Origin of the sequence: Actinophytocola algeriensis (genome assembly GCF_014203735.1) — a bacterium.
GTDB lineage: Bacteria > Actinomycetota > Actinomycetes > Mycobacteriales > Pseudonocardiaceae > Actinophytocola > Actinophytocola algeriensis.
Genome location: NZ_JACHJQ010000004.1, coordinates 63421 through 86350, shown reverse-complemented (window position 1 = coordinate 86350; position 22930 = coordinate 63421). Strand labels below are relative to the sequence as shown.

Below are 22930 nucleotides of genomic sequence, written 5' to 3'. Positions count from 1 at the left end.
GTCGCCGTTCGTAGCTTTCTCGCCGAACCTGTTATCTGCCAAGGAGATTCGCATGACGTTGAACAGACTGGCCGCGTGGTGTGGCGTGCTCGCGGGACTGTGCATCGGTCTGCCCGGCGCGGTCGAGGTGGTCACGGGCGAGACCGCGGTGACGAGCTTCGTGCTCGGGGTGGCACCCGCGCTGGCCCTCCCGTTGCTCACCGTGCTGCACCTGCGACAGAGCGACGCGGCGGGGTCGTTCGGAGCCGTGGCCTACACGGTGAACGTCGTCGGCCTCGGCCTGTTCGGCGGCGCCGCGTTCACGCTGAACCTGGCCCTGTTCTACGTGGACCGGCCGGTCCTCGACGAGCTGCTCGACGGGCCGACGCGGTTCGCGCTAGTGGGCAGCGCGGTGGTGTTCGCCGTGGGCGCGGTGCTGTTCGGGGTCGCCATGCTGCGGGCGCGGATCCACCCCCGGGTCCCCTCGGCCGGCTACCTGGTGGCGTTGCCGGTACTCGCACTCGCCGCGCCGCTGCCGGACTCGGTGCTCACCAGCGGCATCCACGTCGCAGCGGGGGCGGCGGTCGCGTGGCTCGCGGCCACGCTGTGGAAATCCTGAGCAAATCCAATGTTCTCGGACAGCCGTGGCACGACGGCCGGAATTCCTTTATGCTGGCGGCGACCGAGGCTCAATACGAGCGGGGAACTCGGCGATCATGAAAACTGGGGGAGTTATCCGAGGGGGGACCGCGTTCCTGGGGGACCGTGACGCGCTCCTGCAACCGTTGTGACACAACGGGTGTACTCCCCTGCGACTACGCAGGAGGAATACCGGTGACCGACGTCATCACACAACCGACACAGACCGCCGCGCCGACGGCACCGAATTTCGGGCTCACGAAATTCCTGGATCCACTGCGGATTGCGCCGCTCGTCCGGCCACATTCATGGTGGCACCAGGACGAGATAACGATCAACATGACCAGAGCAGGGGTGCGGCTGCACTCACAGCTCCCGACGACGACCTCGGTGTGGGCCTACGAAGGCCAGTTCCCCGGCCCCACCATCGAGGTCCGCAGCGGCAAGCGGCTGCGGGTCGCGTGGAGCAACGACATCGAGGGCACCATCCCGCTCGTGGCGGTGCGGGCGCCGCTCGCGCAGCCGAACCCCGCGAACAGCCCCGGCTACCGCAACCCCGACGGCAGCCTGCCCGCGGGCGTCGAGCTGATCGAGGGTGTCGCCGACCTGCCCGCGTGGACCGTGGTGCACCTGCACGGCGCGCTGACCGGCGGCGGCAACGACGGCTGGGCGCACAACGCCACGCTGCCAGGGCACGCCCAGCTCACCGAGTACCCGAACAAGCAGCCGTCGACCACCCTCTGGTACCACGACCACGCGATGGCCGTGACCCGGTTCAACGTGCACGCCGGCCTCGCCGGGATGTACCTGGTCCGCGACGACGAGGAGGACCGGCTCGACCTCCCCGGCGGTGACCACGAGGTCCCGCTGATCATCACCGACCGCAACCTCGACACCGACCCGGCCACCGGCGCGCTCACCGGCCGGCTGCTGTTCAAGGTGCCCTACATCCCGGCGAACGGCGCGATGATCCCGTTCACCGGACCGTTCACACTGGTCAACGGCGTGATCTGGCCGCACATGGAGGTGGATGCCCGCTGGTACCGCTTCCGGGTGCTGAACGCGGCGAACTCGCGGTTCTTCCGCCTCGACCTGGTCGACGAGGCGGGGGTCGGGCACAACGACGCCGTGCGGATCATCGGCACCGACGGCGGTCTGCTGCCCGCACCGGCCGAGATCCCGGCGGCGGGGCTCACGCTGGCGCCGTCCGAGCGGGCCGACCTGCTGATCGACTTCAGCCGGTTCAAGGGGCAGCGCCTGCGCCTGGTGAACACCGGCAGTACGGTCGAGCCGGACATCATGGAGTTCCGCGTCGAGAACCGGGACCGGCACGACTCGTTCGAGCTGCCGGACAAGCTGTCGGAGTCCTACGTGCGGCTGCACCACGACTCGCCGGAGCTGGTGGACCACGAGCACGTCTTCGTGGCCACGGTCCCGCCGGGCACCGGCGGCGAGGCGCACCCGCAACTGTGGGAGCTGCAGGAGGTGCCGGACGAGGAGGTGCCCACCGAGTTCCCGGTCGAGGGGATCATCCAGGTCACCGACCCGGCGGACGGGACGGTGCGGACGTTCCGCAAGGTCGCCAGCCTGTTCGACGAGACGAACACGTTCTTCATCGACCACGGCAAGTGGGCGGTGTGGAACCTCATCCACCTCGGCGGGCCCGCGCACCCGATGCACATCCACATGTCGCAGTTCCAGCTGCTGACGCGGCGCCGGTTCGAGCGGGACCCGAACAACAACGTGATCGGGTTCGACATTCCGGCGGGCGGCACCACCGCGCCGCTGCCGGTGCCGCCGGACGGCAGGCCGCTCGACAAGTGGGAGGAAGGCTGGAAGGACGTCTTCCAGCTACAGCCAGGTGAGTGGCTCACGGTGGTGGGCCTGTTCGAGGGCGCGACCGGCCAGTTCATGTACCACTGCCACATCCTCGACCACGAGGACGAGGGCATGATGCGGCCGTTCGTCGTGCACCCGCCGGAGGTCGCGCGGTTCCACATCCACCCGGGGGGTTCGGGTCATGGTGGGCACTCGTAACCGAACTGCCCACTTCCCTCGCATCCCCGGGTGCTGAAGAATGCACCGGGGGGTGCGCTGGGTGCGGATACTTGTGCTCGGGCCCGTCGAGGTGCGGTCACCCGGCGGTGCCGTCAACCTCGGCGGGCCCAAACCCAAGGCACTGCTGTCGGCGTTGTTGTTGGCTGCCAGGCAGGTCGTGTCGGCCGAGCGGCTGATCGACCTCATCTGGGAGGACAACCCGCCGCAGTCGGCGACCGCGCTGGTCCACACCTATGTCTCAGCGCTGCGCCGCGGGTTCACCGCCGCGGGCATGGACGGCGCGCTCGCCACCCGCGCCCCCGGCTACGTCCTCGACGTCACGTCCGGCGACAGCGACCTCGAGTCGTTCGACCGGCACCTCGACGAGGCGCGGCGCGCGGAACGGGTGGCCGACCACGACACCGCGGCCCGGCACTACGACCTCGCGCTCGGCCTGTGGCGCGGGTCCGCGTTCGGCGGGGTGGACGCCGCGTTCGCGCGGGCGCGGGCCGACGGGCTCGCCGAGGAAAGGCGTGGTGCGGAAGAAGGTTCCGCCCGCGCACGGCTCGCGCTCGGGCAGGCGGGCGAGCTGACCCAGCCGTTGCGGTCGCTGGTCGCCGCGCACCCGCTGCGGGAAGAGGCCCGCGGCCTCCTGATGCGGGTGCTGCACGAGACGGGCAGACAGGCCGACGCCCTCGCCGTGTACCGCGAGGGCCGCCAGGTGCTGCTCGACGAGCTGGGCATCGAACCCGGTGAGCGGCTGCGGGAGCTGCAGGTCGCGATCCTGAACGGCACGCTGGCGCCGATCGCCGCGCGCACGCCCGTGCTCGTGCCCGCACGGCCGGAGCCCGTCGCGCAACGCCCGGTCCCGAGGACGCTCCCGCCCGACATCGGCGACTTCACCGGCCGCGACGACGCGCTGGGCGCCGTCCTGCGGCTCGCCACCGCCGGCACCGGCACCCGCACGCCGACCGTGGTGGTGTCCGGGTTCGGCGGCGCAGGCAAGTCGGTGCTGGCGGTGCACGCCGCGTACCTGCTGCGGGAGCAGTACCCGGACGGACAGCTGTTCGCGAACCTGCGCGGCTTCGACCGCGACGTCGGCGCGTTCGAGGCGCTCGGCCGGTTCCTCGGCGCGCTCGGCGTCACCGACCTGCCGTCCACTGTGGACGACCGGGTCGAGCTGTTCCGGCGCACCGTGGCCGGGCGGCGGCTGATCATCGTGCTGGACAACGCGCGGGCCGAGCACCAGCTGCGGCCGCTGCTGCCCGGTGACCCCCACTGCCTGGTGCTGATCACGAGCCGCTCGCGGCTGACCGGCCTGGAGGGCGCGGAACACGTCGAGCTGGGGTTCTTCTCCACCGACACCGCGGTCGACATGCTCGGCAAGATCGTCGGCGCGGAGCGGATCGCGAGCCAGCACACGGCGGCCCGGCGGATCGCGGACCTGTGCGGCGGGGTGCCGCTGGCGATCCGGGCCGCGGCGGCGAAGTTGCAGGCCCGGCCGCACTGGCCGCTCAAGTCGCTCGCCACGCGCCTGTCCGACGAGCGCCGCAGGCTTGACGAGCTGGCGGTCGGCGACCTCGCGATCCGGTCCAGCCTGCGGATGAACTACACGGAGCTGACCGAGCCGCAGCGGCACGCGTTCCACCTGCTGTGCGTGCTGGACCTGCCCGACTTCGGCTGGTGGGTGGCTGCGCCGCTGCTGGACGTGCCGCTGGAGCAGGCCGAGGACGTCGTCGAGCAGCTCGTCGACCTGCGGCTGCTGGAGGTCGCGGGCGTCGACGGCATCGGCCGGGTCCGCTACCGCTTCCACGACCTCGTGCAGCTGTTCGGCGCCGAGCACGCGGCCGCCGCCGAGCAGGCCGACGACGTCGCCGCCGCCGTGTCCCGGGTGCTCGCGGTGTGGATGGCGCTGGTCGACGCCGGATCGCGCCGGTTGCCGCGCGTCACGCTGGGCCTGCGGCCCGCCGTCGATCCGGTCGCTGTGGACGAACGGCTCGTCGAGGAGGTCGAGGACGACCCGACGGGCTGGTTCAAGTCCGAGACCGCCGCGGTGGTGCGGGCCGTCGAACGCGCCGGTGAGCTGGGCATCGACGGCATGGCCACGCTGATCACCGCGCTGCTGGCGTCCCCGTTCGCGGCCCGCAACGAGTTCGACGGCTGGCAGCGGACCCTCGAGGTGGCCCGCACCGCGGCGGCGGGCGACCGGCGCGCGGAGGCCATGGTGCTCGCGGGACTCGGCCAGCTGAACTACGAGAAGGACGACTTCGACACCGCGCTGCGACACTTCACGAACGCCGAGACCCACGCCGCCGCCGTCGGCGACGACCCCATCCGTGCCGTGGCGCTGGTCGGGCTCGGCACGGTGCGCCGCGACCTGGCCGAGTTCGCGGCCGCCCGCGCGGACCTGGTGGCCGCCGCGGCGCTCGGCGAGCGGATCGGCGACGACAGCGTGGTCGCCGCCGCGTGCTACGGGCTCGGCGTGATCAGCCGCGACCACGGCGGCATCGACGAGGCCGAGACGTGGACGCGGCGGTGCCTGGACCTGTACCGCAAGACCGACGACTTCCGCGGCCAGGCACTCGCGCTGCGCGGGCTGTCGCTGTGCCACCGCGCGCGCGACGAGCACGCCGAGGCGGCGGAGCTCGCCGACCAGGCCGTCACCATCCTCGACGCGGCAGGCGACGAGCTGGGCGCGACCTACGCGCGGCAGTCGCACGCGAAGGCGTTGATCCGGCTGGGACGCACGACGGGGGTCGCCGAGCTGCTGGCCGGGTGCCTGGAGACGTGCACCCGGCACCACGACCGGTTCGGCGTCGCGCTGGTGACCCGTACCGTGGGCGAGCTGCGGCTGGCTCTCGGCGACCGCGCGGGTGCCGAGGCCGTGTTGCGGGAGGCGCTGGCGCTGTGGGAGGAGCTGGCGGCACCGCTGTGGCAGATCCGGACACTGCGCGACCTGGCGGCGGCGACGTCGTCGGACGCGTTGTGGCGGCGCGCGCAGGAGTTGTGTGCCGAGGTCGGTGGCCGGGAGGCGGCGGAACTGGCGGCCGGCACGCCGGCCTCGTGGTACCTCCAGGTCCGTTTATAGGCGGCTTATAGGCGGCGGCTCGTTTTCTGCAGCCCGGTTGCAGGCCGGTCCGCGAACCTTCTCCTGTCCGACGAGAGAAGGAGGCGAAGAGGATGGCCACTCCCAGCGACACCAGGCCGCCGGCCCGGCTCGGTCCGCCGATCCGGCGCAGCGAGATCATCGAGCGCGCGGAGAGCTGGCTGCGGCCGTCCGTTCCTTACCGCACCACGAAGTTCCACCACAACGAGTACGGGATCTACCGCACCGACTGCTCGGGCTATGTCTCGATGGCGTGGGGCCTGCCCGCCCGCCGCGGCGGCCTCGACATCCTGGGGCTGACCACCATGAGCACGACGATCGACCGGGGCGATCTGCGTGCCGGGGACGTGCTTTTGCGCGCGGAGGGCAGCAGGCTGGTCCGCCACGTGGCCGTGTTCCACGAATGGACGGACGCCGGCGAGACGGCGTACTGGGGGTTCGAGCAGTCGGTCGGTACCGGCACCGTGCACCGGCGCATCGTTTATCCGTATGGGGAGCAGCTGCACTTTCTGCCGCGGCGTTATCTCAACATCGCTTGATGCCCGGGGGACCGTTGTGGGAGCGGCGGAATCGGGGGGGGGGGGCGCTGAAAAGCGGCGATTGGGGAGGTCGCCTTCTGGGGGAGCTTCGAGGGCTGCGGTCGTGTGCGGACCGCAGCCCTCGAAGCCGTCACATGCTGCGCAGTACCGAGACCACCACGCCCAGCACCACCGCGCGGTCGCCGTCGATGACGTCGTACGCCGGGTTGCGGGGTTCCAGGTACACGTGCCCGTTGCGGCGGCGGTAGACCTTCACCGTTGCCTCTTCGTCGATCATCGCCGCCACTATCTGGCCCGAGTGGGCTTCGCGTTCCTGGCGGACGACGACTATGTCGCCGTCGCAGATGGCGGCGTCCACCATGGAGTCGCCGCGGACCCGTAGGCCGAACACCGTGCCCCGGCCGGTCAGGCCGCGGGGCAGGGTCAGCACGTCGTCCACATGTTGTTCCGCGGCGATCGGGATGCCCGCCGCGATGTCGCCCACGACCGGCACCGGGACCGCGTCCGGGGACTCGACCGACGTACCCGTCAGGAACGCGCGCACGTCGATCGGGCGGGACACCGACGTGCTGCGGCGCAGGTATCCCTTGTCCTCCAGGGCGGCCAGGTGTTTCGACACCGACGACGTCGACTTCAGGCCCACCGCGTCGCCGAGCTGCCTCGTGCTGGGCGAGTAGCCGTGCTCCACGACCCAGTCGCGGATCGCGGCCAGGATCCGCTGCTGTCGCTCCGGCAGTGTCGAGGCGTCTAGTCCGAGGTCGTCGTAGATGGTCACCGGCGGAATCCTAGGCGTAGCCGCACCTCGCGAACGCCACCGACTCGCCGAAAGGGACAGGTCAGGCGGGTGACGTGTACACGCACTGCCACTGCTCCCACCCGGCCTTGGGTGTGAACGAGCCCGACACCTGCTCGACCCAGTCCTGTGTCTCGGTCGTGAAGTAGTACGTGGCCGGCGTCAGGTGCAGCGTCACCGACGGGCGGCCGTTGACATCGGCGCAGGCGGCCGGGTCGTCCTTCGCGTAGCTCTCCGGGCACAGCTCGCACGCCGCCACGGTGACCTCGTGCGCGGTCGGGCCCGCCACCAACAGCTTCAGCGGTTCCTGGCTGTCGTTGTAGAACGTCATCGGGATCGAGCCGGGGTCGTTGCCGCCGAGCGGAGGGGGCATCGGCAGCGTCACCTTGTTGGCCACGGCGACCGCCGCCGAGACCCGGGCCGCGTTCACCTGCGGTGCGCGGCCGTCGTCCGGGTACTTCGCGAGGAACGTCGTGAACGACGTGACCGCCTCCGACAGGCGCCCCGCGCGGTACTGGCTCAGCCCGCACTCGAACAGCGACCGCGCGCGGAACGTGTTCGCGTCGGCCACGACCTTCTCCCCCGCGCTCGACGGGTCGAGGTCCGCGAAGTAGGCGAGGACCGTGAGCGAGTCGCAGAACTTCCCCGTGCCGTACGGTTTCGTCGCCGCCGCGAACATGTCGGCGATCGCCGCGGGGGCCTTGTCCGCGACCCCGGTGTCGGCGAAGTCCCTGCGCAGCATCAGAAGCGTGTCGACCGACAGCCGGGCGTCGACGTCGGTCACCGGCTCCTGCCAGCTCGTGGCCTTCGCGAAGTGGGTGTCGGCGAGGTTGGTGTGGACGTGGGGCGCCAGCACGCTGTCCGGGTGGATCTTGCCGAAGTCGTCGTACAGCACGATCGCGGACTCGTAGTCGTCGCGGTCCTGTGCGGCACGGGCCTTCTCGTACGCCGCGCACTCCACGGACCGGGTCCGCGCGGCGAGCACGTCCGCACTCAACGTCAGCTCGAACGGGCCGGTGACGGTGGCGAACGCGCGCCCGGCCGTGCCGCAGTCGCCCGCCTCCTGCGCGGTGACACCGCGGTCGTACACGGCGGCGCCCGCGATCCCGTACCCCACATAGCCCGCGGCCACCACGGCGACCGCGACCACTCCGGCGACCACCGGACCGCGCTGACGGGCACCGGGTTCGCGGCGGCTCGCGAGGAGCGCCGCGTGCGCGGCGACGAGCACCACCCAGCCCAGCACGGCGCCACGCCACACCCACGGCTGGGCGGCGGCGTCGGTGAGGAACGCGACAGTGACGATCCCCGCCGTGACCACGAGTGCGACGGCGAGGAGCACGTGGTTGCGCAGGTACGCGTAGCCGAGGCCGAGCCCGGTGAGGTTCAGCAACGCGGCGCCGGTGACGGACTTCGGCGGCCCGGCAGGCTTGCGCGGCGGTTCCGGCTGGGCGTAGGTGACCTGCTCGAAAGCCGGTTCGTAGGCGACGACCGGGACGACCGCGACCGGTTGCCCGGGGTCGATGGGAACGTCGGCGGGGATGTCGGCGGGTAGGCCGGTGAGTGGGTCGATGGGTCTGTCGGACGTGTCCATGTGCGAAACCCCCAGAGGTGTAGGTGGGCAAAGGAAATCACACGCCGGCAACGGGTTGCGCGCGCATTCCGGAGACGCCGGTGGCCCGGACCCCGCGAGCGGGTCCGGGCCACCGAACGATCCGGGGTGGGCTGCCTCAGCCCGCCGGGTTGACCACCGAGATGGTCAGGTCGTCGCCCGCGTCACCGGTCACCGTGACCTGCACGCCGTGGCCCGCGACCTTGACGCTGCCCTGCGGGTTCGCGGTGCTGTAGTAGGCGTCCGGGTTCGTGTCGTCGAACACCGGGATGCCCGGCACCGACGGCGCGCACGCGGCGAGCGTGGTGACCGTCTGCTGCTGGCCCTTGCCGGTCAGCACCTCCTTGTGGAGGCACGTCTCGTCGGTCGCCTCGAGGCCGAACGTGGCGTCGAACGGCTGGCGGCGGTTGCTGGGCCGCGTCCCGTCCGACCACGAGAACGGCGCGGGCCGCGCGTCCACGACCATCGCCGAGCCCGCGCCCGGGTGCTCGCTGACGTTGTTGTCGCCGTACGAGCCGTCGACGTACCAGACCAGCATGCCGTTCTGGAACTTGAAGAACTCCACCCAGTTCGGCGCGGTCAGGCCCTTGCTGAACTGGTACGGGCCCTCGGCGAGCAGCGCGTCCGAACCGACGTACTCCCGGTTCTCCACCAGGTAGTACTGCTCGAAGGTGCCCGTCTCGGTGCCGGTCGAGATCTTCCACAGGCCCTGCGGGGTCCAGCCGTTCGTGCCGCTCTCGACGTTGTCGCTGAACAGCGTGGTGCCGCCGCTCTTGACGGTGATGTCGTCGAGAAACGCGCCGGGCAGGTGCACGCCGCCGTCGCTCTGGAAGCGGAACCGGAACTGCGAGGCCTTGCCGCCCGCGTCGTAGGAGAACTTCAGCGAGGTCCACTTGCCCGCCGAGTCACCGTCGACCAGCGCACCGGCGCGGGCCCAGTTGGCGCCACCGTCGAGCGAGTACTCGCCGACCAGGAAGTCGTAGTCGGCCTCGATCGAGTACCAGGCGCTGGCGTTCACGGTGATCCGCGACGCGGCCGGGACGTCCCTGGTCAGCGACTGGTTCAGGTCGTCGGCGGAGCCGGTCCACCAGGCGTGCGTGCCGGACGCCGGCGTGGTGTAGCTCGTGCTGGCGGTCTTGTCCGGCAGGTTCACGCGGACCGCCTGGTCCTTGCCGTCCACCTGGAGCTGCGCCGGGTTGAGCGTGTAGTCCCCGGACGAGCCGAGGTTCACGGTGCTGTGGTCGAGCCAGCCGAGGAACAGCTTCTCCTCCGCGCCCATCAGGCCGGGGTGGGTGCCGATGCCGTCGCCCGCGGCCGCGCCGTGGCCGAGCCACGAGCCCGAGCTCATGAGCGTCCAGAACGCGGTCGAGTTCTCGCCGCCCGCGGTGTCGTAGAAGTCCGGCAGGCCGAGGTCGTGGCCGAACTCGTGGCAGAACACGCCGAGGCCGCCGTTCTCCGGCTCGGTGGTGTAGTCGCCGAGCCAGTACTTGGAGCCACCGATGCGGGCACCGCCCGCCTTGTTCTGGGTGCCGCCGACCTGCGGGCCCGTGAGGCCGTAGTCGTCGCCGTTGACGTACCAGCGGTGCGACCAGATGGCGTCCTCGCCCTGCGCGCCGCCACCCGCGTCCTCGCCCTCACCGGCGTGCACCGCCTGGAAGTGGTCGAGGTAGCCGTCGGCCTCGTCGAAGTTGCCGTCGTGGTCCCAGTCGTTGCGGTCCCACACGTCGAACTGCGCGAGGTAGGCGTCGATCTCGGCCGGGGTCCTGCCCGCCGCGAGCTGCGAGTCCCACCAGGCGTTGCCGGAGTCCTGGATGAAGTCCCACGAGCCGCCGTTGTCCTCGCGGGCGTTGTCGCCGTACCAGGAGGCGTTGTAGGGGACCTTCACCCAGTCGGTGACGGTGTTGGTCACCGAGTAGCGGCCGTTCGACAGCGCCTCGTAGTAGGTGCGCATCGACTCGCCGTCGCCGTTGAAGTGCTCCTCGTAGAACGCCTTGTCGAAGTCCGGCGCCCACTCGGTGGAGTTGTCGACGGTGCGGTCCGGCTCGGGGATCTCGTTGTGCAGCGGACCGGGGACGGTGCCGTAGCGGCCGGAGCTCTGGTCGCCGAACTCGGCGAGGATCGTGAAGATCTTGTCCTGGCGGACCGTGGTGGTCTCGACGAACTTGCCTGGTTCGAGCTCCACCACGCCCTCGGTGTCCGGCTTGGCCTTGCCCGTGGCGACCTTCTCGATCGCCTGCTTGCGCATCTCGTTGCGCTGCTTGGTCAGCGGCCCGGGACGATTGTCCTCCCGGTGCGCAGCGGGCGTGGACGCCTGCGCGGTGTCTCTGGCTGGGCTTGCGTCGACGGCGCCCGGCAGCACGGCTGCCAGTACGGCGGCGACCGCGGCGCTCGAAAGCGCCCCGACGGCGAACTTCTTCACGGGCTCGTCCTTCTGGTGGAGCGAAAACAAAACGACCGGCGGGGAGTCTTACACACGAAAAGGGCGAGGAGAAGTGTCTTGGCGACACCGTGATATTCCCATTCCCGCTTTTCCATGGGAACAGACGAAACGCCCTGACCTGCGGTTTCACTACCCGAAATCGCGCAGCACCAACGCCCGGCGAGCCGGTTCGCACAATTCCGGCACGACGGGTCGTCAGTTTTCGATTGACGCATTCCCACACTCATAGGCGCACGGGACGCCGTTCGTGTCACAGGGGGAACCCGGCCGGTGGGCACGTGCTGGTCGCGGGCGTCGCCATCGGCACGCCGCTGCCGTCCACCACCGACCGGCTACCCGGTCCTCCTCGGCACCGCCGCTCCCGGCTCAGCCGAGCCCGACCACCGCGACCATCAGGGGTACGCCGAGCAGGATCAACGCCGCGCCGAGCACGTCGAACGAGATGCCGGAGCGGATCATGGTCGTGATCGACACCGCGCCGGAGCCGTACACGACCGCGTTCTGCGGGGTGGACACCGGCAGCATGAACCCGAACGACGCCGCGAACGTCGCCGCCAGCGCGGGCACGATCGGATCGACCCCGGCGCCGGCGGCCACGGAGATGACGATCGGCACCACGACCGACGCGGACGCGGTGTTGCTCGTCGTCTCCGACACGATGATCGCGAGCAGCACGGCGAAGATCGTGATGGTGACCCCGCTGGACAGCCCGAGCGCGTCCGACGCGGACGTGCCGAGCGTCTCGGCGAGGCCGGTGGTGCGCAGCAGCGCGCCGAAGATGATGCCGGTGCCGAACAGGACGATCGTGCCCCAGTCGATCTGGGCGGCGTCGCGCCAGCGCAGCGTGTACTCGCGCCGCGACCAGTCGGTCGGCAGCAGGAACAGCAGGCTCGCGCCGAGCACCGCGACGATGCCCTCGTCGAGCCGTTCGCTGATCATGGCGTAGGCGTCGGAGTCGTTGCCCGCGATCAACGCGACCACACCGGGCGTGATCCACAGGACGACCGTGATCCCGAACGCGATCAGCGTGTTCTTCTCCGCCCGGGACAACGGACCCATGGCCGCGCGTTCGCCCGCGACGTAGTCCGCGACCCCGTCGATGCGCCGGATCTCCGGGCGGTTGAGCAGCAGCAGGACCACCGCGAGCACGACGAACATGAACAGGCAGATCGGCAGCGCCGCGCCGACCCACTGCGCGAACGAGATCCGTTCGCCGGTGGCCTCCTCGATCTGCGCGCGACCGATCAGGTTCGGCGGGCTGCCGACCGGGGTGAGCAGACCGCCGACGCTCGCCCCGTACGCCAGCATCAACATGATCGCCGCACCGACCCGCAGCCGCAGCGGGTCGAAGTCCGCCGCGACGATTCCCCGCTCCTGCAACAGTTTCGCGATCACCGACAGGATGCCGAGCGCGGTCGGCAGCAGCATCGCGACGGTCGCGGTGTTCGACACGAACGCCGACAGCAGGCAGGTGATGGCCCCGAACGCGATGATCACGCCGGTGGTCGAGTTGCCCACCCTGGGCAGTGCGAGGATGCGGAACGCGAACCGCCGCGCGAGGCCGTGCTTCAGCATGGCCTGCGCGAGGATGAACGCGCCGATGAAGGTGAAGATCGTCGACGACCCGAACGGCGCGAGCACGTCGTCGACCGGTGCGACGTTCAGCACCACCACGGCCGCGATGCCGAGCAGGCCGCCGACCGGGATCGGCACCGCCTCGGTGATCCACAGCACGATGACGCCGAGCAGCACGCCGCCGAGCGTCTGCTGGTCACCGGGAAGATCCAGTGGCAGCACGAGGAAAACGACGGTGACCAACGGCGCGAGCCACAAACCCGTGGTGCGCCTGGCCTTCTCGAATCTCTCCTCGGCCGGCGTGAGCCGCTGCTCGCCGAGGCTGCGGTAGGTGGCGTGCCCGAGCAGCGCCTTGTCCACGTCCGTCCGGGTGCTGGTCCTGTCCTGTTGCTGGTCCTCCGACACGGGCCCTCCAACGGATCGACGATGATCCTGCAGACCCTCCAATTCAACCGCGTACCGCAAGCCCGGTGCCGGTACCCGCGGCCCGCCGCAGGTGCTCGGCGAGCGCCTCGGTGGCGTCCGTCCGGCTCGTGGCACCCCAGGCCAGCAGCTGGTCGCGCCGCGCCCAGGTGTCCTGGAGGTCGCACACGTCGAGCGTCTGACCGGGATCGACCGCCCGCCGCGGCACGACGGCCAGCCCGGCACCGGGTGCGGGCACCGCGCCGACCCTGTCCGGCATGGGGTTGCCGTACGGCACGCTCGGCGGCTCCGGGCTCCCGGTCACGGCGAAACCCCTTGCCGCCAAACGTGCTCCGGTCGCCGCGGCGGACGTGGCCCCGGTGAGCGGCAACCCCACCACGGCGGCGGCGGCGAAGGCGGGCGGGGTCCCGCCGATGATGCCGCCGATGGCCGGGCAGGGCGCGGGCGCCGCCGCGCGGCCGCCGCGCGGCACCGTCCCGTCCGGCCGGTCGCGCACGACGAGGAGGCAGGCGGACGGGACCGGCGCCGTGCCTGCCGACCTGCGTGGCCGGTCCGCCGAGTGACTGTGACAAGGTTCGGCTCATGAGCACTCCCGGCTACGAACTCCTGGCCAGCCTGATGAGCGACCCGGACGCGAGCGGCGTGGACCTGTTCGCCGCGGCGGGCGAGCTGCGGGACGGCTTCGTCCGCAGCGAGCACCTCATCGGGCTGCTGCCGCAGGACGCGCCGGGACTGCTCGTGGCAGGTCTCGAGCGGGCGGGCCGGGCCGGCGTGGTGGACGCGTGGCTCGAGCTCGGCCGCCTGCTCGCGTACGGCGCGGCGCCGTGGGCGCCCTACCCGGAGCGGGACATCCCGGCGTCCATCGAGGCGTACCGGGAGGCCGACCGCGCCGGGTCGCTCGCGGGCGCGCTCGGGTGGGTCCGGATCGCGTACTTCGCGAACAGCGCGGCCCACGAGCAGGACGCGGCCGGCAGGCTCGACGAGCTGCTGGCCGCGCACCAGCAGAACCCGGACGTGCTGCTGCTGTCGGGTTACCTGCGCTACCAGGGCTACGGGCACCCGGCCGACCCGGCGGCGGCCGTGCCGTTCCACCGCGCGGCCGCCGAGCACGGCAGCGCCGACGCCGCGTTCGAGATGAGCGTCCTGCACGCGACGGGCAGCGGCGTCCCCGCCGACGACGACGAGTCGCTGCGGTGGACCGTGCGCGCCGCGGAGCTGGGCAGCGTGCGGGCCATGGGGAACCTCGGCGTCTTCTACGCGACCGGCCAGGGCGTCGAGCGCGACCCGGCCACCGCGCTCGACTGGTACGCGAAGGCCGCGTACGCCGGGCACGCCAACAGTGCGTACACGGCAGGCGTGATGTGCCTGACCGGTGATGGCGGCCTGCCCGTCGACGGGGACCGGGCGGCGGCGTTCTTCGCCACGGCGGAGGAACTGGGCTTCGACGTGGACGACGCTCTCGGCTCGATGGGCCTGTCCCGGGCGTAGCTGTCGCCGGCGTTCTTCATCAAGCCGGGCCGGCCGGAGGAGCCGGCTGAGGTTGGTGGTCGCAGCAGTCGCAGTTCTTCTCGGCGGCGGCCGGGGCCGGTACCGCGCAGCACGTGTCGCCGCGCCACGCGTCGCGGCCCTCCTTCAGCGCGACCGCCGCGATCACCAGTGCTGCCACCGGATCCGCCCACGACCACCCGAACGCGCTGTTCAGCACCAGGCCCACGAGCAGCACCGCCGACAGGTACGTGCACAGCAACGTCTGCTTGGAGTCCGCCACCGCGGTGGCCGATCCCAGCTCGCGGCCCGCGCGCCGCTGCGCGTACGACAGTGCCGGCATCACCGCGAGGCTCACCGCGGCCAGCACGATCCCGACCGTCGAGTGTTCGGGGTCGGCCCCGCCGACGAGCGCGCGCACCGACTCCACCGCCACGTACGCCGCCAGCACGAAGAACGACACCGCGATCACCCGCAGCGCCACCTTCTCCCTGGCCTCCCGCACGTCGTGGTCCCGCGCCGAGAACTGCCACGCCACCGCCGCCGCGGACGACACCTCGATCACCGAGTCCAGCCCGAACCCGATCAGCGCCGTCGACCCGGCGACCGTCCCCGCGCTGATCGCGACCACGGCCTCGACGACGTTGTAGGTGATGGTGGCCGCCACCAGCCACCGCACCCGGCGGGTGAGCACCGATAGCCGTGACGACAGCTGGACCATCAGCAGCAGCCTTCGGTCTCGGCCACCGGACACGCGAGCGGGTCGACGGCCAGCACCACCCCGAGCAGGTCGCCCAGGGCGTGCGCCAGCTTCGCGTCGGCCAGCTCGTACCGCGTGCGCCTGCCCTCGGGCACCGCCACCACCAGCCCGCAGCCGCGCAGGCAGGCGAGGTGGTTCGACATCTTGGTCCTGGACACGTCGAGCGCGTCGGCGAGGTCGGCCGGATACGCGGGCCCGTCGCGCAACAGGAGCAGCACCCGGCTCCGTGTCGAGTCGGACAGGGCGTGCCCGAAGCGGGCGAGCACGTCGGCTTGGACGGTCAGCACACCGAGCACAGTACATCAGAAGCTGAATCCAGGAAACACTGAACTCACACCCTCGAACGCGCTCCGTACACCCGCGGTTACCATCGGGCGTTCACGTCCGAGGGGGACACCATGTTCATCGGGTTCATGTCTCTGCAGATCCTCATCCTCGCCACGATGATCACGATGATCGTCGCGATGTGGAAGCTGTTCGAGAAGGCGGGCCAGCCGGGCTGGGCCGCGATCGTGCCGTTCTTCAACTTCTACACCGTGCTGAAGGTCGTCGGCCGTCCCGGCTGGTGGCTGGCGCTGATGATCGTCCCGATCGCCAACGTCGTGGTGGTGATCCTCGTGGCGGTCGACCTGGCGAGGGCCTTCAGCCGCGACGGCGGCTTCGCGGTCCTGTTGGTACTGCTGCCGTTCGTGGGCTTCCCGATGCTGGCGTTCAGCGCGACCGCGGTCTACCGCGGGCCGGTCGCGGACCCGAGGTACCAGCAGGCGATGTGGGCCCAGTACGGCTACCCGCCGCCACACATGCCCGGCTGCCTCCAGCCCCACGCGATGCCCGGCTACCCGGCGCCCGCGTATCCGCCGCCGGGCTACCCAGCGCAACCGGGCTACCCACCGCCCGGTTACCCGCAGCCGGGCTACCCGCAGCAGCTGGCCCCGCAGCCGGGTTATCCGCCACCACCGCACCACCCGCCGGTGCCACCGCGGCACCCGGGGTATCCGCCGCGCTACTGACCCGGTCCGGTCAGGGCGCGACGGCGCCCGCGGCCGTGATGGCGGTCGCCCCGCTCACGTTGTAGACCCGCCTCGGGGAGAGCACGTCGTCGTTCGTGTCGGCGACGACGTGGCCGCGGTTCGCACCCCAGCCCCACACCGTGCCGTCCGCACGCAACACGAAGACGCTGCCGTCGCTCGCGGCGATCGCGTCCACTCCGGACAGACCGGGCACCGGCGCCGGGACCTCCTGGTAGCAGTCCTCGACGGCGTCGGCGCACAGCTTCCCGTCGCCAAGCAGTCCGTTGCGCTTGTCACCCCAGGCCCACACCGTGCCGTCGGCCCGCACGGCGTAGAAGCTGTACCAGGTGGTCGCCACCGCGGTGACCTCGGTCAGGCCCGGCACCTGGCTCGGCGCGGCGTCTCCGTGCCATTCCCACGTGGTGCCCTCGGAGTCCACGCCGTAGCCACCGACGTAGCCGCCCGCGATGGTGGTCATGGCAGGCAGCCCGACCACCCGCACCGGGACCCACGACCGCTCTGGCGAGTCGTAGCCCCACGCCCGGACCGCGCCGTCCGGCGTCAGCGCGAGGGCGATGCCCGGTCCGGCGGCGATCGCGGTCACCCCCGTCAGCCCGGTCACCCGCACCGGCACGTTCGAGGCCTGCCCGGAGCCGGTGCCGAGCTGTCCGGAGTCGCCGGAGCCCCACGCCCAGACCGTCCCGTCCGAGCGCAACGCGTACGCCGTGTCGAGGGCAGTGGCGATCGCCGTGACGCCGGTCAGCCCCGTCACCGGCACCGGGACCGCCGAGTAGCCGCCGGTCCAGCCGTTGCCCAGCTCGCCGGTGTGGTTGTCACCCCAGGCCCACACGGTGCCGTCGGCGCGCAGCGCGTACCGGGTGTCGCCGAGGAGGTCGTTCGCGAGCGCGGTCACCCCGGACAGCTCGAGCACCCGCGCAGGCGTGCCCCGGTCGTTCGGGGCTGCGGTGCCCAGCTGCCACCGGTCGTTGGGGCCCCAGCCGTACGCGCAGTCCTGCGTGCACGCCGACGCGGGCACGCTGAACACCCCGGCGAGGTCGGCCACGAGGTGGGTCCGGCCGCGATGGCTGTACAGGGAGAGGTCCGGGACCGGGCCGAGGGAGACGGCGGCGAGGTTGGCGGCGGTCTCCCCGGCGGCGAGGTTCAGCGCGGACGGCACACCGGGCACCCGGTCGTCCCGGGTCCACACGCCCATATAGGTCGACTCGGTCGGGGCGATCCCGGTCAGGTTCAGCAGCAGCGCCGTCGGGTTCGCGGGCAGCTCGGACGGGCGGGGCAGCGGGCGGGTCTGCCCGGCCACGAGCGGGCCGTCCGTGCCTGCGCGGGTGTCCAGGACGCGCCGCGGCGGGACCGGGGTGAACGTGGCGCCGTAGCCCGCGGTGTAGAAACCGCTCAGCTGAGCCATCAGGTCCGTCTGACCCGCGAAGTTGAACAGGTTGAGCTTCCGGTCGGCGCCGAGCCGGACGGTGACCAGGTTGGCGCGGACGCTGCCCGGGGGCAGGTTCAGGTTCGACACCCCGGGCCGTGCGGTGCCCGACGGCCAGGCGGTCACGTAGGTCGCGCTGCTGGGCGTGATCCCGGTGAGGTTGAGCGTCACCGCCGTCGCCGACGCGGGCACGTGGCGCGACAGGTCCAGCACCCGGGTCTCTCCTGGGCCGAGGATGTCGCCGTACCCCGCCAGGCGCGTGTCCAGCACGACCTTCGGCGTGAACGGCGTGTACCGCGCGCCGCTGCCGGGCGCGTAGTAGCCGGCCAGGTCGGCGAGCAGGTGCACGGTCCCGGCGTTGTTGTACAGGTCGACCCGCCGGTCCGCGCCCACGGCGACGGTCACCAGGTTCGGCCGGGTGTCCCCGGCGACCAGGTTCAGGTTCGACGTCACCGGCCGGGGGGTGCCGTGCGCATAGGCGGTGACGTAGGTGCCGGTGGTGGCGGCGGTCCCGGTGACGGTGAGCACGACGGCGGTCGCGGTGGCGGGCACCCGCGCGGACAGGTCCACCGTGACCGCCCGGCCCGCGCCGACCGGGCCCGCGCCCTGCCTGGTGTCGAGCACGCGCACCGGCGCGACCGGCGTGAACACCGATCCGTCGGCGAGCGCGGCGGTGGCGGCGGCGGCGGCGGCGGAAGGAGCCTCGGCTCCGGCGGCCGGGGCCGAGCCCAGTAACGCCACCATGGCGACGACGGCCGACAGGTACCTGCGCACGATTTCCCCCAAGGAGGTGTCCCGGTGCGGCCCGACTCCGCGCGGATGTCTCCACAGGATCTTCACATCTCGCCCCGACGGTCTCCACGGCCCCGTGCATAAGGTCGGCACATGGCAACAGGAGAGCGGCGCGTGCTCGTGGTGGAGGACGACGCCACCATCGCCGAGTCGATCACCGCGCGGCTGCGTGCCGAGGGGTTCGCCGTGGAGGTCGCGCACGACGGGCCCGCCGCGGTGGCCGCCGACGCCGAACACGAGCCGGACCTGGTGGTGCTCGACGTGATGCTCCCCGGGTTCGACGGGCTCGAGGTGTGCCGCCGGATCCAGGCACGCCGCCCGGTCCCGGTGCTCATGCTCACCGCGCGTGCCGACGAGACGGACCTGCTGGTCGGCCTCGGCGTCGGCGCGGACGACTACCTGACCAAGCCGTTCTCGATGCGGGTGCTGACCGCGCGGGTGCACGCGCTGCTGCGCCGGGTGGAGCGAGCGCGCCAGGACCCCGAGGAGGCGCGGATCGTGCTCGGTGACCTGGAGATCGACATCGACCGGCGCCGGGTGGCGCGCGGCGGGATCCCCGCCCAGCTCACGCCCATCGAGTTCGACCTGCTCGTGCACTTCGCGCGGCGGCCGAGGGCGGTGCAGCCGAGGGAACGCCTGCTGAGCGAGATCTGGGACTGGGACGTGCGCGAGCTCGCCTCGGGCACCCGCGCGGTGGACAGCCACATCAAGGCGTTGCGGCGCAAGCTCGGCGCGGATCTCATCCGCACCGTGCACGGCGTCGGCTACGCACTGGAGGTCGGCCCGTGAACACCTTCTGGAGCAAGGTGGTCGACCTGCTGCCCCGGCCGCTGGACCCGATCCGGTCGATCAAGCTGAAGCTCGCCATCCTGCTGGTCAGCTCGGGCGGGGTCGCGTTCGCGTTCTTCAAGTGGCAGATCGGCTGGCTGCCGCCGCGCACCACGTTCACCGCGATCGCGCTGGCGCTGATCACCTCGCAGATCCTGGCGCACGGCATGACCCGGCCGCTGCGCGAGATGACGGCCGCCGCCCGCGCGATGGCCAGGGGCGACTACACGCGCCGCATCCGCGCCACCACCCGCGACGAGGTCGGCGAGCTGGCGCACGCGTTCAACCAGATGGCCGCCGACCTCGACACCGCCGACCAGCAGCGGCGCGAGCTGATCGCGAACGTGTCGCACGAGCTGCGCACCCCGATCACCGCGTTGAACGGGGTGCTGGAGAACCTCGTCGACGGGGTCGCGAAGCCGGACCCGGCGACGTTGCGGACCGCACTCGCCCAGACCGAACGGCTCGGCCTGCTGGTCACCGAGCTGCTCGACCTCTCCCGGATCGACGCGGGCGCTATCCCGCTCGACCTGGAGGAGTTCGACCTGGAGCTGCTGCTCGACGAGGTCGCCACCGAGGCCGAGGTGATGACCGCGGCGGTCGGCAGGGGCGTCCGGTTCACGGTGGACGTCCAGTCGCCGGGCGCGAGCGTGGTCGCCGACCGGGGGCGGCTGTACCAGGTGGTGCTCAACCTGCTCGACAACGCGGCCCGCCACGGCCCGGCGGGCGGCAACGTGCACGTGTTCGCGCAGGCCCGCGCGGACGACGTCGTGATCGAGGTCCGCGACGAGGGCCCCGGCATCCCGCCGGAGGAACGCGACCGGGTCTTCGAACGCTTCACCCGCGGTGAGCGGGCCGGGGGCGGCGGCACCGGGCTCGGTCTCGCGATCGCGCGGTGGGTGGTCGACCTGCACGGCGGCACCATCGGCGTCGTCGTGCCAGGCCAGCTGCCGCCCGGCGAGCCGGAAGGCTGCCGCATCCGGGTGGTCCTGCCCGCGCACTGAGCACTGCTCCACACATCACGGGTGGCTCAGCCCTGCCCGGAACCCCGCACGCCGACACCTCCTGGAGACACCCATGCCTGAAACCGGTGCACAGACGGAATCTCCCACCGACACGCCGATGCTGCTGCGACCGAGGCCGACACCGAAGTCGGCCGTGATCGCGGTACCGCCGTCGGTGCTGCCCGCCGGGATCGCCGCCGGACTCGCCGCGGTCGTGCTGCTGCCGCTGGACCGGCCGGGCCTCGGCTGGGTCCTGGCCGGGATCGCCGCCGTGGCGGCGGTCGTCTGGTCCGACCGCCGGTCCCGGCCCGCCGACGCGGTGCCGCACTTCACGCGCATGAGCCCGGTGTGGGCGGCCGCGACGCTCGCGTTGCTGGCCGCCGGGTTCATCCGCGCGTCGGAGTGGCTGTTCCTGTTGTGCGTGCTCGCCGCGTGCGTGACGGGTTCGCTGGCGGTGGTCGGCAGGCGCAGGGCCAGGTCCGTGCTGTACGAGGTGTTCGCGGTGCCGATCGAGGCGTTGCGTTCCCCGCCGTGGCTCCTGCGCGCCGTCCAGCTGCGGGCCGAGGCGGGTGACAGCGGGGCGCGGCGGCGGATCGGGGTGTCCGTGCTGGCGTCGGTGGTGCTGCTCGCCGTGTTCGTCCCGTTGCTGAGCGGCGCGGACGCGACATTCGCGCACCTGGTGTCCTCGGCGGTGCCGGACCTGGACCCGGGTACGTTCGCCGGGTGGCTCGTCGCGTTCTGCGTGGCCGGTTTCGGTGTGGTCGGCGCGTGTTACCTGCTCGCGTCGCCGCCGCTGCCCGCGGACGAGGAGGTGGCGCGCAGGCGGCTGGCGCACCGCGTGGAGTGGGCGCTGCCGCTGGGTGTGCTGGTGGCGCTGTTCGTGGTGTTCGTCGCGGTGCGGCTGGTGGTCCTGTTCGGCGGCGACGACTACATGCGCAGGACCACCGGCCTCACGGCCGCCGACTACGCCCGTGGCGGGTTCTGGCAGCTGTGCGTGGCGACGGTGCTGACGCTCGCACTGGTCGGGGCTGCGCTGCGGTGGGCGCCGAACAGCACCACGGCGGACCGGGTGTGGCAGCGCGCGCTGCTCGGTGCGCTGAGCGCGCTCAGCCTGGTGCTGGTCGCGTCGGCGTTGAGTCGCATGTGGACCTACCAGCAGGCGTACGGGTTCACGGTGCTGCGGCTGCTGGTCGAGGTGTGCGAACTGTGGCTGGGCGCGGTGTTCGTACTGGTGCTGGTCGCGCTGGTGCGGCTGCGCACGGCGTGGCTGCCGCGCGCGGCGGTGGGCGCCGCGGCCGTTGCCCTGCTGGCACTGGTGGCGCTGGATCCCGAACGGCTCATCGCGGACCGCAACATCGACCGCGCGGAACAGGGCATGCCGGTCGACACCGAGTACCTGAGCGGCTTCTCCGCCGACGTCGTGCCCGCCGTCGAACGTCTGCCGGAGCCGCAGCGGTCGTGCGTGCTGCGGGAGGTCGCGGCCGGCCCCGGCGACGACGGGTGGCAGGGGTGGAACCTGAGCCGCGCCGCGGCGCGGGAGGCACTGGCCACCGCCCACGGCTGCTGAGCGTCCACACCGAACACGACGGGCCGTCCCGTAACCTGGAGGGGTGGCGAGACCCGTCTTGTTCGGTACCGCGGAGCTGGTGCGTGACCAGGAGCACCGGCAGGCGTGGACGATCACCGTCAACGGCATCCTGCAGTCCTATGTGGATCTCACGGAACCAGCGAACCTCGCGATGCCGTACACGGACTGGATCGGGCAGGTCGTGGACCGGCACTGGGACACGGGCGAACCGATCAGAGCGGTACATCTCGGCGGTGGCGGCTACTCGATCCCGAGGTACATCACCGCGATGCGGCCCGGCTCGGACCAGACCGTGTACGAGCTCGACGGGCAACTGGTCGACCTGATCCGGGAACAGCTCGGCCTCACCACCACGCCCGGCATGCGGATCCACGTGCAGGACGCCCGCGCGGGCATCGACGAGACCCCGGACGCCACCGTCGACCTGGTCGTCCAGGACGTGTTCCGCGCGGGCGAGATCGCCACCGAACTGGCCACCGTCGAGTTCGTCGGCAGGATCGCCCGCACACTGCGCCCCGGCGGCCTGTACACGACGAACCTGTGGGACGGCGGCGACCTCGACTTCGCGCTGCGTGCCGTGGCCGCGATCAGCGAGGTCTTCCCGCACACCCTGGTACTGGCCGAAACCGATGTCCTGACACGACAACGCCCCGGCAACCTGGTGGTGGCGGCGTCGACCCGCGAACTCCCGGTGGCGGTCCTGGAGCTCTGGGCGGCGACCGATCCGGACCCGGTCCACTGCCTGCCACTCGCACACCTGACGGCCATGTGCGGGCATGCACCGCCGCTGACCGAGAACAGCCCGCTGACGAGCACCACCCCGTCGATCCACCGCCGCCGCGACTGACCGGGCACCACGCAGGCCCACCCGACCGC

Annotated in this window: 19 protein-coding genes; 11 read left to right on the top strand and 8 right to left on the bottom strand. The window is 71.8% G+C overall.

Annotation, left to right across the window (positions count from 1 at the left end; genetic code table 11):
- The first annotated feature begins 52 nt into the window (after window positions 1-52).
- The 4 genes from FHR82_RS18215 (at window position 53) to FHR82_RS18200 (ending at window position 6300) form a co-directional block, all read left to right on the top strand.
- Window positions 53-598, top strand: a complete 546-nt coding sequence (locus FHR82_RS18215) for a hypothetical protein (protein ID WP_184811665.1) — start codon at window positions 53-55, stop codon at window positions 596-598.
- 359 nt (window positions 599-957) lie between these two features.
- On the top strand, window positions 958-2655 hold the full coding sequence (locus tag FHR82_RS18210) for a multicopper oxidase family protein (protein ID WP_225944073.1): 1698 nt from the start codon (window positions 958-960) through the stop codon (window positions 2653-2655).
- Window positions 2656-2716: 61 nt separating this feature from the next.
- A complete protein-coding gene (locus tag FHR82_RS18205; RefSeq protein WP_184811663.1) occupies window positions 2717-5743 on the top strand; it encodes an AfsR/SARP family transcriptional regulator in 3027 nt (1008 codons plus the stop codon).
- A gap of 92 nt (window positions 5744-5835) precedes the next feature.
- Window positions 5836-6300, top strand: coding sequence for an NlpC/P60 family protein (locus tag FHR82_RS18200; RefSeq protein ID WP_184811662.1), 465 nt, complete (start codon window positions 5836-5838; stop codon window positions 6298-6300).
- Window positions 6301-6430: 130 nt separating this feature from the next.
- Here FHR82_RS18200 and lexA read toward each other — a convergent pair whose 3' ends face one another.
- From lexA to FHR82_RS18175, 5 genes are all read right to left on the bottom strand, one after another.
- Window positions 6431-7075, bottom strand: coding sequence for a transcriptional repressor LexA (gene lexA / locus FHR82_RS18195; RefSeq protein ID WP_184811661.1), 645 nt, complete (start codon window positions 7073-7075; stop codon window positions 6431-6433).
- 61 nt (window positions 7076-7136) lie between these two features.
- A complete protein-coding gene (locus tag FHR82_RS18190) occupies window positions 7137-8687 on the bottom strand; it encodes a tetratricopeptide repeat protein (protein ID WP_184811660.1) in 1551 nt (516 codons plus the stop codon).
- A 136-nt stretch (window positions 8688-8823) separates the two neighbouring features.
- Complete coding sequence (locus FHR82_RS18185) at window positions 8824-11124, bottom strand: immune inhibitor A domain-containing protein (protein ID WP_221463989.1); 2301 nt, start codon at window positions 11122-11124, stop codon at window positions 8824-8826.
- 387 nt (window positions 11125-11511) lie between these two features.
- The gene (locus FHR82_RS18180) at window positions 11512-13125 is read right to left on the bottom strand and encodes an SLC13 family permease (RefSeq protein ID WP_184811659.1); all 1614 of its coding nucleotides are present in this window, start codon (window positions 13123-13125) and stop codon (window positions 11512-11514) included.
- Window positions 13126-13168: 43 nt separating this feature from the next.
- Window positions 13169-13402, bottom strand: a complete 234-nt coding sequence (locus FHR82_RS18175; protein ID WP_184811658.1) for a type 2 periplasmic-binding domain-containing protein — start codon at window positions 13400-13402, stop codon at window positions 13169-13171.
- Here FHR82_RS18175 and FHR82_RS18170 point away from each other — a divergent pair.
- Together FHR82_RS18170 and FHR82_RS18165 are read left to right on the top strand one after the other, a co-directional pair.
- Window positions 13401-13706: a hypothetical protein gene (locus tag FHR82_RS18170; protein ID WP_184811657.1), complete on the top strand. Its 306-nt coding sequence runs from the start codon at window positions 13401-13403 to the stop codon at window positions 13704-13706. The genes FHR82_RS18175 and FHR82_RS18170 overlap by 2 nt on opposite strands.
- Before the next feature lie 19 nt (window positions 13707-13725).
- On the top strand, window positions 13726-14631 hold the full coding sequence (locus tag FHR82_RS18165; protein ID WP_184811656.1) for a tetratricopeptide repeat protein: 906 nt from the start codon (window positions 13726-13728) through the stop codon (window positions 14629-14631).
- A gap of 19 nt (window positions 14632-14650) precedes the next feature.
- Here the strand turns inward: FHR82_RS18165 and FHR82_RS18160 are convergent, their stop codons facing one another.
- Both FHR82_RS18160 and FHR82_RS18155 read right to left on the bottom strand, forming a co-directional pair.
- The gene (locus FHR82_RS18160) at window positions 14651-15349 is read right to left on the bottom strand and encodes a cation efflux transmembrane domain-containing protein (RefSeq protein WP_184811655.1); all 699 of its coding nucleotides are present in this window, start codon (window positions 15347-15349) and stop codon (window positions 14651-14653) included.
- On the bottom strand, window positions 15349-15675 hold the full coding sequence (locus tag FHR82_RS18155; protein WP_311771151.1) for an ArsR/SmtB family transcription factor: 327 nt from the start codon (window positions 15673-15675) through the stop codon (window positions 15349-15351). Before FHR82_RS18155 ends, FHR82_RS18160 begins: the two co-directional genes overlap by 1 nt.
- A 126-nt stretch (window positions 15676-15801) precedes the next feature.
- Here FHR82_RS18155 and FHR82_RS18150 point away from each other — a divergent pair, with 126 nt between their 5' ends.
- Window positions 15802-16398: a DUF5684 domain-containing protein gene (locus FHR82_RS18150; RefSeq protein WP_184811653.1), complete on the top strand. Its 597-nt coding sequence runs from the start codon at window positions 15802-15804 to the stop codon at window positions 16396-16398.
- A 10-nt stretch (window positions 16399-16408) separates the two neighbouring features.
- Here the strand turns inward: FHR82_RS18150 and FHR82_RS47480 are convergent, their stop codons facing one another.
- Window positions 16409-18616, bottom strand: coding sequence for an RCC1 domain-containing protein (locus tag FHR82_RS47480; RefSeq protein ID WP_184811652.1), 2208 nt, complete (start codon window positions 18614-18616; stop codon window positions 16409-16411).
- A gap of 132 nt (window positions 18617-18748) precedes the next feature.
- On the opposite strand from FHR82_RS47480, the gene FHR82_RS18140 reads away from it, so the two are divergent.
- The 4 genes from FHR82_RS18140 to FHR82_RS18125 all read left to right on the top strand — a co-directional run bounded on the left by FHR82_RS18140 (window position 18749) and on the right by FHR82_RS18125 (window position 22901).
- Entirely contained in the window at window positions 18749-19423 is a 675-nt protein-coding gene (locus FHR82_RS18140) for a response regulator (RefSeq protein WP_318784851.1), read from the top strand.
- On the top strand, window positions 19420-20466 hold the full coding sequence (locus tag FHR82_RS18135; RefSeq protein ID WP_184811650.1) for a HAMP domain-containing sensor histidine kinase: 1047 nt from the start codon (window positions 19420-19422) through the stop codon (window positions 20464-20466). Before FHR82_RS18140 ends, FHR82_RS18135 begins: the two co-directional genes overlap by 4 nt.
- 118 nt (window positions 20467-20584) lie before the next feature.
- Window positions 20585-22033, top strand: coding sequence for a DUF4153 domain-containing protein (locus FHR82_RS18130; RefSeq protein WP_225944071.1), 1449 nt, complete (start codon window positions 20585-20587; stop codon window positions 22031-22033).
- Window positions 22034-22076: 43 nt separating this feature from the next.
- Window positions 22077-22901 (top strand): spermidine synthase, encoded by an 825-nt coding sequence (locus tag FHR82_RS18125; RefSeq protein ID WP_184811648.1) that lies wholly within the window; start codon window positions 22077-22079, stop codon window positions 22899-22901.
- The last annotated feature ends 29 nt before the right edge of the window (window positions 22902-22930 follow it).

Coding starts and splice junctions, on each gene's coding strand:
- FHR82_RS18200 (WP_184811662.1), top strand. CDS start 5,836: ATGGCCACTCCCAGCGACACCAGGCCGCCGGCCCGGCTCGGTCCGCCG.
- FHR82_RS18150 (WP_184811653.1), top strand. CDS start 15,802: ATGTCTCTGCAGATCCTCATCCTCGCCACGATGATCACGATGATCGTC.
- FHR82_RS18165 (WP_184811656.1), top strand. CDS start 13,726: ATGAGCACTCCCGGCTACGAACTCCTGGCCAGCCTGATGAGCGACCCG.
- FHR82_RS18215 (WP_184811665.1), top strand. CDS start 53: ATGACGTTGAACAGACTGGCCGCGTGGTGTGGCGTGCTCGCGGGACTG.
- FHR82_RS18160 (WP_184811655.1), bottom strand. CDS start 15,349: ATGGTCCAGCTGTCGTCACGGCTATCGGTGCTCACCCGCCGGGTGCGG.
- FHR82_RS18130 (WP_225944071.1), top strand. CDS start 20,585: ATGCTGCTGCGACCGAGGCCGACACCGAAGTCGGCCGTGATCGCGGTA.
- FHR82_RS18175 (WP_184811658.1), bottom strand. CDS start 13,402: ATGCCGGACAGGGTCGGCGCGGTGCCCGCACCCGGTGCCGGGCTGGCC.
- FHR82_RS18210 (WP_225944073.1), top strand. CDS start 958: ATGACCAGAGCAGGGGTGCGGCTGCACTCACAGCTCCCGACGACGACC.
- FHR82_RS18190 (WP_184811660.1), bottom strand. CDS start 8,687: ATGGACACGTCCGACAGACCCATCGACCCACTCACCGGCCTACCCGCC.
- FHR82_RS18170 (WP_184811657.1), top strand. CDS start 13,401: ATGGGGTTGCCGTACGGCACGCTCGGCGGCTCCGGGCTCCCGGTCACG.